This is a genomic window from Paraburkholderia sp. ZP32-5, assembly GCF_021390495.1.
GTDB lineage: Bacteria > Pseudomonadota > Gammaproteobacteria > Burkholderiales > Burkholderiaceae > Paraburkholderia.
In genome coordinates this window covers 570407-584842 of record NZ_JAJEJP010000003.1, presented here as the reverse complement: position 1 = coordinate 584842, position 14436 = coordinate 570407, and the positions used below count along the sequence as shown (strand labels likewise).

The 14436-nt window shown below is 64.9% G+C and carries 12 protein-coding genes; 1 reads left to right on the top strand and 11 read right to left on the bottom strand.

Features of this window, described 5'->3' with window-relative positions; genetic code table 11:
* Positions 1 to 6 precede the first annotated feature (6 nt).
* From L0U82_RS35105 to L0U82_RS35095, 3 genes are all read right to left on the bottom strand, one after another.
* Entirely contained in the window at positions 7 to 486 is a 480-nt protein-coding gene (locus tag L0U82_RS35105) for an SRPBCC family protein (protein ID WP_233838232.1), read from the bottom strand.
* 64 nt (positions 487 to 550) lie between these two features.
* Positions 551 to 1348, bottom strand: coding sequence for an FAD binding domain-containing protein (locus tag L0U82_RS35100; RefSeq protein WP_233838231.1), 798 nt, complete (start codon positions 1346 to 1348; stop codon positions 551 to 553).
* A gap of 12 nt (positions 1349 to 1360) precedes the next feature.
* The gene (locus tag L0U82_RS35095) at positions 1361 to 2551 is read right to left on the bottom strand and encodes an FAD-dependent monooxygenase (protein ID WP_233838230.1); all 1191 of its coding nucleotides are present in this window, start codon (positions 2549 to 2551) and stop codon (positions 1361 to 1363) included.
* 359 nt (positions 2552 to 2910) lie between these two features.
* Here L0U82_RS35095 and L0U82_RS35090 point away from each other — a divergent pair, with 359 nt between their 5' ends.
* Complete coding sequence (locus tag L0U82_RS35090) at positions 2911 to 4470, top strand: UbiD family decarboxylase (RefSeq protein WP_233838229.1); 1560 nt, start codon at positions 2911 to 2913, stop codon at positions 4468 to 4470.
* Between the two features lie 32 nt (positions 4471 to 4502).
* Here L0U82_RS35090 and L0U82_RS35085 read toward each other — a convergent pair whose 3' ends face one another.
* From L0U82_RS35085 to L0U82_RS35050, 8 genes are all read right to left on the bottom strand, one after another.
* On the bottom strand, positions 4503 to 5471 hold the full coding sequence (locus L0U82_RS35085) for a ketopantoate reductase family protein (protein WP_233838228.1): 969 nt from the start codon (positions 5469 to 5471) through the stop codon (positions 4503 to 4505).
* A gap of 52 nt (positions 5472 to 5523) precedes the next feature.
* Positions 5524 to 6333, bottom strand: coding sequence for a class II aldolase/adducin family protein (locus L0U82_RS35080; RefSeq protein WP_233838227.1), 810 nt, complete (start codon positions 6331 to 6333; stop codon positions 5524 to 5526).
* A gap of 48 nt (positions 6334 to 6381) precedes the next feature.
* On the bottom strand, positions 6382 to 6897 hold the full coding sequence (locus L0U82_RS35075; RefSeq protein WP_233838226.1) for an aromatic-ring-hydroxylating dioxygenase subunit beta: 516 nt from the start codon (positions 6895 to 6897) through the stop codon (positions 6382 to 6384).
* On the bottom strand, positions 6894 to 8279 hold the full coding sequence (locus L0U82_RS35070) for an aromatic ring-hydroxylating oxygenase subunit alpha (RefSeq protein ID WP_233838225.1): 1386 nt from the start codon (positions 8277 to 8279) through the stop codon (positions 6894 to 6896). The genes L0U82_RS35075 and L0U82_RS35070 overlap by 4 nt, the downstream gene beginning before the upstream one ends.
* A gap of 52 nt (positions 8280 to 8331) precedes the next feature.
* The gene (locus L0U82_RS35065; RefSeq protein ID WP_233838224.1) at positions 8332 to 10029 is read right to left on the bottom strand and encodes a thiamine pyrophosphate-dependent enzyme; all 1698 of its coding nucleotides are present in this window, start codon (positions 10027 to 10029) and stop codon (positions 8332 to 8334) included.
* A 28-nt stretch (positions 10030 to 10057) separates the two neighbouring features.
* Positions 10058 to 11704 (bottom strand): FAD-dependent oxidoreductase, encoded by a 1647-nt coding sequence (locus L0U82_RS35060; RefSeq protein ID WP_233838223.1) that lies wholly within the window; start codon positions 11702 to 11704, stop codon positions 10058 to 10060.
* Positions 11705 to 11986: 282 nt separating this feature from the next.
* The gene (locus tag L0U82_RS35055; RefSeq protein WP_233838222.1) at positions 11987 to 13309 is read right to left on the bottom strand and encodes an MmgE/PrpD family protein; all 1323 of its coding nucleotides are present in this window, start codon (positions 13307 to 13309) and stop codon (positions 11987 to 11989) included.
* A gap of 15 nt (positions 13310 to 13324) precedes the next feature.
* Positions 13325 to 14401, bottom strand: a complete 1077-nt coding sequence (locus L0U82_RS35050; protein ID WP_233838221.1) for an aminopeptidase P family N-terminal domain-containing protein — start codon at positions 14399 to 14401, stop codon at positions 13325 to 13327.
* Between the last annotated feature and the right edge of the window lie 35 nt (positions 14402 to 14436).

Below are 14436 nucleotides of genomic sequence, written 5' to 3'. Positions count from 1 at the left end.
CCTGCTTCATTGCGCGGGTATTTCTGGAACGGCGCCGGAAACCGTGCCGGAAACAGCGGCCGTGAAGCGCGTGAAAAACTCCGCGGCCATCTTGTTCGCCACGCCGGTCACGAGCCGCGCGCCAATCTGCGCGAGCTTGCCGCCGACCTGGGCCTGAGCGACGAAATGCAGCGATGTGCCGCCGTCTTCAGCGGCGGAGAGCGTCACGTCGGCGGTCATCTTGCCGAACCCGGCCACGCCGCCTTCGCCCTGGCCCGTGATCCGATAGCTATTGGGCGCATCGCGATCCGACAACACCAGGTTGCCTTTGAAGCGCGCCTTCACCGGACCCACCGCGGCGACCACCACCGCGTCGAAACGGTCTTCGCCGACGCTCTCGAACGATTCGCAGCCGGGTACGCACGCCTTCAGAATCGCCCCGTCGTTCAGGCATTGCCAGACCTGCTCCCGCGATGCGGCGATCAGATGCGTTCCGCTGAATTCCATCTATCTCTCCTCGCCGCGCGAAGCGACGCCTGAAAATCGAAATCGTGCGTGCTTACGTGCGTGCCTACTCGACATACGCGCGCTGCGCGTGGCGTGCGTACGTCGCAACCAGATGCGCGCGGTATCGCGCGGACGCATGAGCGTCATCCGGCAAATCGCGCGGATCGGGCGCGAGCGTGTCGAGCGCGTCGCTCGAAAAATCGTGCTGCAGGGCCTGCTCTGCTTCTTGCCAGCGAAACACCGAAGCGCCGGCGCCGGTCACCGCGACGCGCACGTGCGACTCGTGACGGGCGATAAACACGCCGACCACCGCATAGCCGGAAGCGGGATGCCGCAACTTTTCGTAGTTGGCCCAGAGCGGCGTCTGAAACTCGATCGCCGTAATCAGCTCGGTGGGTTCGAGCGCGGTCACGAACGTGTCGATAAAGAACTCGTCGGCGGGAATGTGCCGCTGTGTCGTGACCACCACCGCATTCAATGCGAGGACCGCCGATGGATAGTCGGCGGCGGGATCGTCATTGGCCACCGAGCCGCCGAGCGTGCCGCGATTGCGCACCTGTGGATCGGCAATCAGGCCAGCCAGTTTGGCGAGCGCCGGAATCGCCGCCGCGACGACCGGCGACGCCGCGACCTGCGCATGCGTGGTGGCCGCACCGATGCGCAGCATCGGCGGCTCGCTGACGATGCCGCGCAATGCATCGATACGTGTCAGATCGATCAGATGCGTCGGCGCGGCGAGGCGTTGCTTCAGCGTCGGCACCAGTGTCATGCCGCCGGACAGCGGACGCGCTTCGTCGTTCGCTGCAAGCACGCTCACTGCTTCGTCGAGCGAGGCGGGGCGGACATAGCGCGTCGCGTACATCGCACGTGCCTTTTATTCGACCGCGACGCTGTTCGCGTCGTATTCGAATAGCCAGTCGTAGCGTTGGTGGATTTTCTCGGTGGTCCACTCGCGCTCGACATAAGCCGCTGCTCCCGCCGCATGCGCGAGTTCGGGATTGTGAAAGCGCTTGGCGTTGGCGGCCGAACCATGAACCACGCGTGCGGTGCGCTCGGTGCGCAACGACTCATAACGAGCCAGCGCGGTATCGGGATGCGCTGCGTGCTGCGACAGGCAGCGGGCCAGCACATACGCGTCTTCGATCGCCATGCACGCGCCTTGCGCGAGAAACGGCAAGGTCGGGTGACATGCATCGCCGAGCAATGCGACTCGCCCATCGACCCAGCGCTGCATCGGCTCGCGCACCATCAGTGCCCATTTGTAGGGTATTTCGATCGCGTTGATCAGCGCTTGAACGTCGTCGTGCCAGCCTTTGAAATCGCGCAGACAGTCCTCGCGTTCGCCACGCTCGGACCACGATTCCACCATCCACCCGTCACGCTCGACGACACCGACGAAGTTCACCAAACGCCCCGCGCGCAGCGGATAGTGAATCACATGCGCGCCCGGACCAACCCAGTTGACTCCGTAAGGCGTGCGCAGATGCTCAGGCAGCCGGGTTGCGTCGATCACACCGCGCCACGCCATGATGCCGGAATAGCGCGGCTGGTCCGGCCCGAAGAACTTGGCGCGCACCGCCGAATGCACACCGTCGGCGCCGATCACGACATCGGCTTCGTAGCGCCCGCCGCGTGCTGTGTGCACGATCACGCCATTGTCGGTCTGCTGCAGTTCGACGACCCGCTCACCGAGTTGGATCGCATCCGGCTTGACCGCGCGCACGCCATCGACGAGCGCCTGATGCAGATCCGCGCGATGCAGCGTGAAATAGGGAAAGCCGTACTGTTGCCGCGAATGAGCGCCGAGATCGAACAGCGGCCAGGTCTGGCCAGTGCTCCACAAGCGCACGTTCTTGCCGAGCGGTTCGCATGCGAGCGGTTCGACGCGCTCGCCGACACCGACGTGGTACAGCACCCGGGTCGCATTCGCGCTGAGTTGTACGCCCGCGCCGATCTCTCCGAGCACGGATGCCTGTTCGAGAATCGTCACGTCGAAACCGCGCTCGAAGAGTGCCAATGCGGCGGTCAGCCCGCCGAGTCCTGCGCCTGCGATAAGTATTTTCATTGTCCGATTTACCGGTTCGCACGGCGATCGATGTCTCCAGAATCGCCCGATTCAGATGACTCTACTGGAGTGCTCCACAGTAAAAAAACGAAAATTTCGAATGCAGCAATAAAGTTATGTTGTCGATTCACACGTCGTCAGCAAATCACTTCATTTCATTTGCACAATGTGCATTGGCACGCGGTATTCGATTGACTATACTTTTCCCGCGCAACACAAATACCTCTTCATTTACAGCCTCATTCCGCAATAACCCCAATAGCCCCGCTAACCCCGATAACAACACCCCAACAACGGCACAGGCAATGCAGCCCCGCTGGTTCGGGCTACGAGCACACCGTTCACGCAGGAGACATCTCTTGACCGCACCGCACCACGATCGCGCCGCAGCTTCCGAGCTTCCCGATCTCGAACGTTTCGACTTGCGCCGCTTCATCGATTCGCTTGACGAAACACACGTCGAACGGCACAGCGGCGATACCCCGCTGTCGCAAATTGCAAGCATGCTGGAAGGTAATCCTAAAGCCGTGGTATTCGAGCGGCCGGGCGGAGAATCCACCGCTCTGTGCGGCAACGTCGCGGCAAGCCGCGAACGGCTCGCGCATGCGTTCGGCACCACGCGCGACCAGTTGCTCGGCGAAATCGTCACACGTCTGCGCAAGCCGGGCAAACTCGTCGAAGTGTCGCGCGAGGCCGCACCGGTGCAGCAGGTCGTGCTCGAAGGCGATGCCTGCGATCTGACCGCGTTGCCCGTGCATCTGCAACATGGGCTCGACGGCGCGCCGTATATTTCGGCGTCGATCGACTACGCAGTCGATCCGCAAACCGGCTGGAACAATGTCGGCATGCGCCGGCTGATGCTGCGCGGACGTCGTCGGGCCGGCGTCGATCTGGTCGCGCCGTCCGATCTGCGCGCAATCTATCTGGCCAATGCAAAACGCGGCGAGCGCACGCCGGTCGCATTCGCAATCGGTTCGCATCCGATCGATCAGCTAGCCGCCACCTTGCGTTTGCCGAACGACGAGCTGGCGCTCGCGGCCGCATTGCGCGGCGAGCCGATGGGCGTGGTCAAGTGCGTGACCAACGATCTGCGTGTGCCCGCCGACGCGCAGTTCATTCTCGAAGGCTATCTGGACGAACGCGGTCATGTCGAACCGGAAGGCCCGTATGGCGAATTCCTCGGTTATTACGGCGGCGTGAAGCGCAATCCGATGTTCCATCTGACCGCCATCACGCATCGCCGCAATGCGCTGTTCCAGACCGCGACGATCAGCGGACCGTCGATGGCGCAAACGGATACGGGCCAACTGTGTGCGCTGCGCACCGAAGTGATGGTATGGCGCGGGCTCGAAACCGCGGTGCGCGATGTGCGCGGCGTGTATGTGACACCCGGTTGCGGCGGCACCTTCAACGTGCGCATCGCGATCCAGCAGCGCGTGCCGGGCGAAGCGCGCAACGCGATCGCCGCGGTGTTCGCGTCGCAGGCGAACCTGAAGCACGTGTTCGTCGTCGATCCGGACATCGATATTTTTTCCGATGCGCAGATCGACTGGGCGCTTGCCACCCGCTTCCAGGCCGATCGCGATCTGGTGATTCAGCCGGGCATGCGCGCGATGCCGCTCGACCCGTCGCTGAACGGCGCAACCACGACCGCGAAGGCTGGCTTCGATCTGACCTTGCCGCTGCTGGCACCTGGCGCGACGCGCTCGTTCGAGCACCGCGTCCCTGCGCCGCCGACTTTCGACGCGCCCCGCTTCGACTCGCTCGACGCCGCGTTGCAGGCCGGTCCGAAACTGTTCGCCGACCTGATGGCCGCAAGCGGCTCGACCGATGGCCGGGAAATCGTGCGCTGGCTGGAAGACAACGAAGCCGCGCAAGGCATCACGCGCGACGAAGAAGGACGCTACCGGCTCGCCTGAGCGGGTTGCTAACTCAGTGGCTAACTCAGTGCCTAACTGAGTTGCCGCGCGCGCAGCCGTATCAACGCGGTGAGCGCGCGCAGCGTCGGCACCGGTATGCCGGCGCGTTCGCCGATCTGCACGACTGCCGCGCACAGCGCTTCGTATTCCAGCGGCCTACCCTGTTTGATGTCCTGCAACATCGACACTTCAACGGCACCGAGCGAACGGCCCATTTCCAGCCGCTCGGATGCCGTCTGTCGGATTTTCAGGCCGAGCGAGTTACCCACCGCGATCACTTCATCCATCGCGGTGAGGAGCAGCGTGCGCACGCCGTGGTCGTCGAGAATCCGATCGAGCGTCGCGTGCGTCAACGCGGCCACCGGATTCAATCCGGCATTGCCGATCAGCTTGTTCCAGATCGCGCTGCGGATATCGGCAGTCGCGCGGCAGGTAAAACCCGCGGACGCAAGACACGCGCGCAACCGCTCGGCGCGCGCCGACATGCTGCCGTCCGGTTCACCGAGTTCGATATCTTCGCGGCCCATATGCTCGACCACGCCGGGCTCCGGCACGCGCGCGCTCAGATAGATCACGCAGCCGAGCACGCGCGCGACATCGATGTGCGTAGCTAATCGCGCGTGCGGATCGACGTCGTCGAGTGTCATGCCGGCGAGCTTGCCGCCGAAGCGATGAAAGAACCACCATGGCACGCCGTTCATCGCCGGCACGATTACCGTCTGCTCGCCGATCAACGGTTCGAGCGCAGGCCATGCCGCCGCGAATGCATTGCTCTTCAGCGACACGATCACATAGTCCTGCGTGCCGAGCGACTTGCCGTCGGCGGCTGCTTCGACGCGCACGATGCGCTCGCTGTCGCGTTCGCGCCAGATCAGGCCACGCCGCTGAATCGCCTGCAGATGCGCGCCGCGCGCCACCACCGATACCGGCGTGCCGCTGGCGGCAAGTCGCGCGGCGATCAAACCGCCGATCGCACCGGCGCCGAATACACAGATCTTCATTGCCCCTCGCAGGGTCTGTTGGGATGCGGCCCGCGTGCGTAACCCGTCACGATCATTCGAACAGATCGGGCTGCTCGGCGAGCACCTTGTCCAGCAACGGCTGCAAACCGAACCAGCCCGCGCGCGGCGAGCCGACCTGCTTGACCGTATAGGCGGCCATCTCCGGCGGAATCTGTTTCGGCGTGCCGGCCGCGCGCGCGAGCAGCACCTGTTCGCACGCACGCTCGGCTCGCAGATACCACGACACGGCTTCTTCCAGCGTCGCGCCGACCGTGAACACGCCATGATGCTGGCAGATCACCGCCTTGTTGGGGCCCAGCGCCTCGGCGATCAGTTCGCCCTCGGAGACGTCCGCGGCAATGCCGTTGTAATTGCCGAACAGCGAATGCGAGTTGTAAAAACCAACCGCTTCCTGCGTGATCGGCGGAATCAGTTCGCCGAGCGATGCAAACGTCGTGCAATAGCGCGAGTGCGAATGCGCGGCCGCGACCACGTCGGGACGAGCCTGATGAATGCGCGAATGAATCGCGAAAGCGGCGGCATTGATCGGATGCTTGCCGTCGACAATACGGCCGGCGTGATCGACCAGCACCAGATCGGAGACCTTGATACGGCTGAAATGCACACCGAGCGGATTGACCCACAGATGATCGGTGAGAATCGGATCGCGGCACGAGATATGGCCGGCAATGCCGGCATCGAAGCCGTGCATCGAGAAAATCCGGTAGCAGGCCGCGAGCCGGATCTTGCGATCGCGGCGTTCGTCTTCCTTGTCGGCGAACACCGGCGGCTCCGGCCATTTGAGCCCGTTCTCGGCGATCGTGAGTTGCTGCTCCACCTTGCGTGATACGGGTGACGACATGAGTGTGCTCCGCGAGCGCCACGCACGGCGAATACGTGGCGCATTCAGTTAGAGACTGTAGAAGTCGATCTTCGCCGGAAGATAGTCGTTCAACAGCACGATGCGTTTTTGCGCAATACGCCACGTATCGCCGTCACGCACCAGGGTTTGCCGGTAGCGGCCAAAGAACATCTGAACCGTGTGGTCTTTGGGCTGATACTGATTCGTGGTCCATTCGCATGCGACCTGCACCGACTGGACGCCGCGATCATCGCGATCGTCCACTTCGACGATGCGCGGATTCGAGATCAGATGCTGGGTACGCGGCAACACCGCGCTCGCAACGGAACGCCCCGATTTCACGCGCCATACGCGGTCTTCGAGACCCGCGCGCTGCGCGTAGTAGATCAGCGATAGTTCGCGCCGCGGATTGCTGGTTTGTTCGTCTTCCGATTTCCACGCGGGGACCCAGTACTCGCAGTCCTCGGTGTACAGCGCGAGCCAGTCGTCCCAGCGGCGTTCGTCGAGAGCCAGTGCCTCGGCATAGAGAAATTGTGTGATGTCCGGTAGAAGCGCGTGAGTCACGACACCTCCTGGTGCAGCTTCACGGGTTGCGCGGCCACCTGATTCACCTGATTCGCGCGTTCGCTGGCAAAGCCGGCCTGCATCATCGCCAGCCATGCGCGATAGCCCGCATGGAACAGTGTCTCGTCCTGCACCTTGACCTCTCCCATCTGACTCGTGCGCGCCTTGATACCGATGCGTTCGCCGATCTCGTTGGTACCGGGCTGCACCGACGTCATCCCACGCGAGTAGCCCTGCTGCCATTGCACGTTGGTCGCCTGATAGCCGCTCTGGCAATCTTCGTAGCAGGTCGTGTCGTCGGGCGTCGCCATGCCGGTGCTGTTGAAAAAGTCCTCGAACTGGCGCAGACGGAAGTTGCGCGCCTCATCCGATTCGCCGACCGGCGCCAGACAGTAGATCGTCATCTCGGTCAGATCCGGCGCAAGCGGACGCAGCACGCGTAGTTGCAGCGATGCGTTCTCCGCCATCTGCACATTCGGAAACAGCACGAGATTGCGCGTGGTCAGCATCCACGCGGCGCGGTCTTCGCCGACGCGTTCGCGCAACTCGTCGATCGACGCATAGAGCGGGCGAATCTGTGGATTCGGATTCGGCGTGAACAATGCCGCATGCCCGTTCTCGAACGTGAAGCCGCCGCGTTCGGTGAAGCTCGCGAAATCGACCGACTTCAGTTGATAACGCGATTCGCTCGAATTGCGCCGCTCGACCAGCTTCATGAAACTCGGATGCGTCGACGTCAGGTGATACGCGTCGAGCCCGTTTTCCATCTGCAGCTTCCAGTTGCCGCGAAACGTATAGGTCGAAAATCCCGGCACCGCTTCGACGCCATCGGGACTCTGATCGACGATCAGATCGAGGAAGAAGCGCGTGCCGTTCAGATGCTCGTCGAGCGGCTGCACGTCCGCATCGAGGCAACCGAACAGGAAGCCGCGATACAGCTCGAAGCGCGGCACCGGCACGAGATCGTGATTCTCCTCGTGAAACGCTTCGCTATAGCAGCCGCTTTGCAGATCCTTGATCGTCTTCGACTTGCCGCCGCTGTCATACGACCAGCCGTGATACGGGCACACGTGATAGCGCGCGTTGCCCTGGCGTTTCTGGCAGACGGTGGCGCCGCGATGGCGGCAGGTGTTCATGAACGCGCCGAGTTCGCCGTCGGCGCTGCGCATCACGATCACCGGCTGGCGGCCGATCCAGGTGGTGAAATAGTCGTTCGGCTGCGCCGCCTGCGACGCGAGGCCGAGAAACACCCAGCCGCGCTCGAAGATATAGCGCATCTCGAGTTCGAAAATCTCGGGATCGCGAAAGATCGCGCGATCGACGGTGAAGACGCCTTCATCCGTCCTGTCGACCACGAGCCGCGCGATGTCGTTGGCATTCATGTTCGGGTTCTCCGTATTGTCGTCATAGCGACGCCACTGGTTCGCAATTCGCTCACAGCCCCGCGCGCGACGACAGCGGATGCGGGCCCGCGTCCGGCACCTTGACGCCCGGCATCGGTTGCAAACGCATCAGATGCCACGGGCTCGGCATTTCGCCGACCGGTGCTTCGATCAGCACCGGACCGTTTTCGCCGAGCGATTCGGTAATCGCCGCCTGCAATTCGGCCGCGTTGTTCGCACGCACGCCCGGCACGCCGAAGGCCTTCGCGAGCGTCAGGAAATCCGGGTTCTGCAGCTCGACCGCGACCTGCTTCTCCGGACCGAACACGCGCTTCTGGATCGCGCGCACATTGCCGAAGTGACCGTCGTTGAACACCACCAGCGTAACGGGCAGGTTGTACCTGCGCGCCGTGGCCAGTTCCTGCAGGTTCCAGCCGAAGCCGCCGTCGCCGGTAATCGACAGCACGCGACGGCCGCCCGCGCCAACCGCCGCGCCAAGCGCAGTCGGAAAGCCGTAGCCGAGCGTGCCCTGATAGCCCGGGCCGATGTAGGTGCGCGGCGAATAGACCGGGAACGCTACGCGCGACAGATAGCCGACTTGCGTCAGTTCGTTGACGAACACGCCGTCTTCCGGCAGCGCCGCGCGCATCGCGCGGATGTAGTCGATCTGCGGCGTGACGCGGTCGATCTGCGCCTGCGCCCATTCCTTGAGACCGCGCGCTTCCGCCTGGGTCAGCGCTTCACGCGGCTTGACCGCGTCGGCGAGCGCGTCGAGCGCGACGGCTGCATCGGCCTGCAGCGCGATCGCCGCGCGGCGCGGCGCGCGCAAATCGTCCGCATCGATGTTGATATGGATGAAGCGCGTACCCGCCGCGCTCCACGACGGCGACGGATGCAGCGCATTCATGAAGCGGCTGCCGACCACGATCACCACGTCCGCGTGTTCGAACACCGCGCGGCCGGCGAGCGTATTCATCGCGAGCGGATCGCGATCCGACAGCGCGCCCAGACCGTTGTCGCTCAGCACCACCGGGATACCGGCCTTGTGCGCGAGCCGCGCCAGCGCTTCGCTCGCATTCGCGGACAGCACGCCGCCACCGACGTACAGCGCCGGCAAGCGGGCTTCGTCGATTGCGCGCGCGATGCGGCCGATCACTTCCATGTCGAGCGGCGGCAGCGCGGCCGGATGCATCGCGTCGCGCCATGCCGACGTATCGGAGCCCGCTTCGCCGACGCGTGCTTCGAGCACGTCGTGCGAGACCTCGATACCGACCGGACGCGGTCTGCCCGCATTCATTTGCGCGAACGCCGCGGCAATCGCCGGGCCGATCTGCGCCGGATCGTCGGCGCGCGCATTCCATTTCGTCAGGCCGGCGATCAGCCCGGTTTGATCCTTGATTTCATGCAGCAGACCGTAGCCCGCGCCAATGCCATGCGAGTGCACGTTGCCCGACAGCAGCACGACTTTCGAATTGGCCGCATAAGCGGTAGCCAACCCTGCTCCAGCGTTCAGCACGCCGGGACCCGGCACGACCATCGCGACACCGGGCTTGCCGCTCGCGCGATAGTAGCCATCGGCCATATACGTGGTGGCCTGCTCATGGCGCGGCACCACCAGCGAAATCTGATCCTGCCGCTCGCGCAACGCGTCGACGGCCCAATCGAGCTGCACACCCGGAATCATGAAAAGCGTATCGACGTTCTGCTCGATCAGCGATGCCGCGAGCATTTGACCACCTGTGAAAGCCATGTTCGAACCTTTCTGGTTGAGATTGTGGTTATCGGGCCGCGCCGCGGATGCGTTCGATCAACGCGACGGGATCGGCCGGCAGCGCATTGCCGCGCCAGCCGACGTGCTGGTCGGGACGCGCCAGCAGCAGCGCGTGATCGTAGGGCGGACGTTTTTCTTCGGGAGCGAGATCGATCACGCGCAACGGCACGTTGCTGCGCTGCGCGGCTTCGACGAGCGGCGTCACGTCGATCGACGTATCGAAACGCAACAGCGCGTAGTCGGCGCCCATCTGGTCATACAGCGACGCGCCATCGGCACGCACGATGTGCGGCACGCGGCAGCCCGGCACGGTGGACTCGGTAAACGAGCCCATGCTGTACGCGGGCGGCGATTCGCCGTCGTAGGAAATCAGCGGCGAATGATCGTAGAAGTAGCCGAAATTCAGACCCGCCGCGCTGTACTGCTGCACGTTCAGTTCGTACGCGCGGCGGCCCAGTTCGGCGCGCAACGCATCGCCTTCGGCGCCGGGTGCCTCGATATTTTCCGGTACGCTGCCGCGTTGCTTCGCCATCGCCACCGCATGATTCATCGCGAAGTACGACACCTGCTCGGTGATCGGCATGCGCTCGGCTTCATACGCATCGAGAATGCGCGCGTCGCCCCAGCCGTTCAGATGCGCGGCCAGCAGCCACGCGAGATTGGCCGCGTCGGCGATGCCGGCGTTCATCCCGTAGCCAGCATATGGCACCCACAGATGCGCTGAGTCGCCGCACAGAAACACGCGACGATCGCGGAAGCGGTCGGCCACGAGCCGCCGGCCGAACCAGTCCTCGTTGCTGAGGACCTCGTACTCGAAGTCGTCCTCGACGCCGAGGATGTCGCGAATCGAACGGTCGCGGTCGACGGAGTCGAAGTCGGGCTCGCTGTCGCGCAGATAGTTATGCACGAGCCAGCGCTCGCGGCCATCGATCGCGTAGACGTTACCGCTGCGGCGCGGATTTAGCGAGAACGTGCTCCACGCCGGCGCATATTGAAAGCGTTCGAGCAGATGCGGCGCGCGGATATAGGTGGACTGCACGCGCTGCACGACCGCGTCGCCGACCAGCTTGCCGCCGATGCCCTTGCGCACCAGCGACTTACCGCCGTCGCAGCCGATCATGTATTGCGCGTCGAATGCCAGCGTTTCGCCATCGTCGAGACGGCGCGCGATCACGTGCACGTCGTCGTCACGCTGACTGAAACTGCTGACCGCCACGCGGTTCAGGATCGTGATGCGCGGCTGCGCGGCCGCGTGTTCGAACAGGATCGGTTCGAGGTAGATCTGGTTGATTCGATGCGGCGGCTCGATGGTCGGCCAGCCGGTGTCCGGACCGGGATCGCCGCGCAGGCGCCCGAGGCGGCTCGGAATCGGAATGCGGGTAAGTTCGATGCCGGTAGCCGTGGTGCGATACGCGACGTCGTGCGCATAATCTTCCGGCAAACCACCCGCGCGAACCGCGGATGCGACACCCAGGCGGCGGAAAATTTCCATCGACCGAGCCGCGACGTGATTGCATTTGACGCTGGGCGGTTCTCCCGCCTCGCGCATTTCCAGCACTGTTACGTCGATACCACGCGAAGCCAGATCGAGAGCCACCGTCAACCCGATCGGACCCGCACCGACGACCAGCACTTGCGCTTTTGTTGTGATCATGACGGCCGTATCCGTTGTCTCCTTGTGAGCGTTGAATTTACGGCGCAACTTCCATGAAGACCAACGAAATATAACAATGCGCACATAAAGTCGACTCATGAATCATGAGCCTGTGCGGGTTGTGGGCGTGCCTGGGGGTCTGCGCGCGAGGCGTTTTACGCGTGAGGTGAAGCGTGGCGCGGGGGGCGTGATGAAGTTGTAATGAGGTCGCGGTGAGGTTGCGTTCAGGTCGTTCAACGCCATCGCCAGGTCGGCACGGCTGTGTTTTCCCGCTACCCTTCGTTAACCCTCAGGCAGATCGAACAGAGGGCCGAGCGTATGCAGCGCGCTCGCGTCCTCGCATGCGCTGATCGCGGTCTGCACCAGCGCAAGGCCACGCCGCGCACCGACCACGCGGGTCGCCTTGTCGATCACGGCTTCGGTATCGAATGGCAGCGCGGGGTCGCCTGGACTGTCCGTCACCAGAATCTGTTCGCGGCGTGCCGCGGCGATCACCGTGACGCGCGCGGGCCATTGGCGTGGATAGAGCGCGTCGAGCGCCGGGTCCGCGCGCACGCTGACCTTCGCCGCGAAGGCGCCGAGCGGGCCGCTCCAGTCCAACGCATCGCGCGATACATCGTCGAGCGACGCGGGCTGCAACGCGGCCAGCGCCAACTGTCCCGGCGCGCTGACGATGCTTGCAAGGCGACTCGCCGCCGGTGTTTCCCGCGCGATCATGCCGGCATAGGCGCCTGGCACCTCGATCTCGATCGTATCGATGCTGGCGGCGTCGATGCCCCGTGCCAGCACTTCGCGCAAACCATACACCGCGCCGAGCGTCTGCTTCGCGCTGCAATGCGGCTTGATGCTCACCTGCGCGAGCAGCGGCGACGCGGCATCGAGCTCACGCAGCGGCGTTGGATCGGCATCGCCGCCTGCGATGTTCGCGAGCCACGCGTCGTTCAACAATGCCGGATCGCCGTCGATACCGTCCGCCGCAGCGAGCGCGGCAAAGCAGCCCGCGCGCACCGCCTGGCCAAATAACGGCCAGCGTCCGGGGCATGGTGTATGAGGCGTGCGGCCCGGCGCGCGCGGCGTCTGCGCGAGCGCCAATGCAAGTGCCTGCGCGGTACGCGCCGCGTTCAGCCCTAATAGTCTCGCGGTGGTGGCCGCCGCGCCGAACGGCGCGACGAGGTACGTCGGCCACAGGCCGCGCGCGAGCAAGCCGGCGCCGCCCATCGCCAGCGCGAGCCGCAACGCGAGTTCCTGACCGACGAAGATCGCATCGGCGAAACGGGCCGCGCTCGCGTTGTCCGCATGCGCGCGCATCGCCAGTGCGCAAGGCACCGCGATCGCGCTGGCGGTCACCGCGCTGGGCCGATGGATGTCGTCGATCTCGGAGAGTCTCATCACCGTGGCCAGACGCGCGGTGTGAGCAAGCGGCGACGTGTCGAAGCGATGCATCAACGTGGCCGCCAGCCGCCCGTCCGTGCCGCGCATGCCGGCCATCAGCGCGATCGCCGCGTCGGCGACATGCAGCGCCAACTGTTTGCGGCTAGCACTGGCACCGGCCTTGGCATCGGCTGCGAAAGCGGCCAGTTCGTCGAGCAGAAGTGAATGCGTCATGGCGCGCGCGGGCGTTTATAGCGTGAGCAAACGGGCCGGTGTGCCCGGCTGCCCGAACACCAGCGGCACGCTGGCCCGCCATGGTCCGTCGTCGAGCCGCAACTCGACCGAGAACATCGCGAGCGCGCCAGCCGGCAGCGGATGCAGACATCCGGTCGGCAGCGAAGCGACGCATTCGAGCGCGTGCGCGCCGACACAGGCTTCGAGTGTCCAGCCGCGCACGTCGCCTGGCGCGTTGTCGAGAACCGGCGTCGCGCTTGCTGCCTGTAACCCGGCCGCGGTCGCCTCGAACCAGTGCCGCGCGCGCTGCCACGACACCGGCGACGGCTCGCGCGACACGCAGCGCGCGGCCCGCACCCAGACGCCCTTGTACGCGAGCGACAGATCGACCGCATAGCGCTGGCCCAGCCATTCGCTGCCTTCGATGCGGCGTGGCACCGCCTGCACGGCGAGATCCGGCGCGACGCGCTGCAACACCTCTTCGGCGCCGGCAAGCCGCGCCGCGGCTTCGACGGCGGCAGTCACCGCGGACGTGCTCGCCGCATGCGACGGAATCGCCCGCAACGCGCTACCGGCGATCGCGGCGGCGCGCGCCGCGAGACCGAGTTCGGCGTCATCCGCCGGCTGCCGCACGCCGCTGAAAAGCTCGCTGGCATCGACCAGCGCCGGACCGTGCGCCGAGTCGGCCAACGGCATCGCGACGCGCCACGGCAAGCGGCCGCGGCCGATCACGCCGATCCGTTCTCCGGGCGCCACGCGCGCGTCGAGCAGGGCCGCGACGCTGACGCCGAGCCGTGGCGCCGTGACCACTTCGCCGGTATGCGACACCGCCTGAATCCACGGATGCACACGGCGCGTCAGCGCGGTCAGCAACACCGGCCGTCCTTCGGGAAACACGGCCAGCATCGCATCGCCCCAATAGGGCAGAAAATTCGACAGCCATTGCACGACGGCCGGCTGCGCGAACGATCCATAGGCGAGCACGGCGGCGAGCCCTTGTGCCCGCATCGCCTGCTGCAGCCGCTCGACGCGCGCATCCAGCGCGGCCTGCGGCAACTCTTCGCGCGACCAGCTCACGAGTCCACGACGCATTTTCTGACTCCTCGATGGCGACGCACGCGCCGCCG

Coding starts and splice junctions, on each gene's coding strand:
- L0U82_RS35105 (WP_233838232.1), bottom strand. CDS start 486: ATGGAATTCAGCGGAACGCATCTGATCGCCGCATCGCGGGAGCAGGTC.
- L0U82_RS35100 (WP_233838231.1), bottom strand. CDS start 1,348: ATGTACGCGACGCGCTATGTCCGCCCCGCCTCGCTCGACGAAGCAGTG.
- L0U82_RS35095 (WP_233838230.1), bottom strand. CDS start 2,551: ATGAAAATACTTATCGCAGGCGCAGGACTCGGCGGGCTGACCGCCGCA.
- L0U82_RS35085 (WP_233838228.1), bottom strand. CDS start 5,471: ATGAAGATCTGTGTATTCGGCGCCGGTGCGATCGGCGGTTTGATCGCC.
- L0U82_RS35080 (WP_233838227.1), bottom strand. CDS start 6,333: ATGTCGTCACCCGTATCACGCAAGGTGGAGCAGCAACTCACGATCGCC.
- L0U82_RS35070 (WP_233838225.1), bottom strand. CDS start 8,279: ATGAATGCCAACGACATCGCGCGGCTCGTGGTCGACAGGACGGATGAA.
- L0U82_RS35065 (WP_233838224.1), bottom strand. CDS start 10,029: ATGGCTTTCACAGGTGGTCAAATGCTCGCGGCATCGCTGATCGAGCAG.
- L0U82_RS35060 (WP_233838223.1), bottom strand. CDS start 11,704: ATGATCACAACAAAAGCGCAAGTGCTGGTCGTCGGTGCGGGTCCGATC.
- L0U82_RS35055 (WP_233838222.1), bottom strand. CDS start 13,309: ATGACGCATTCACTTCTGCTCGACGAACTGGCCGCTTTCGCAGCCGAT.
- L0U82_RS35050 (WP_233838221.1), bottom strand. CDS start 14,401: ATGCGTCGTGGACTCGTGAGCTGGTCGCGCGAAGAGTTGCCGCAGGCC.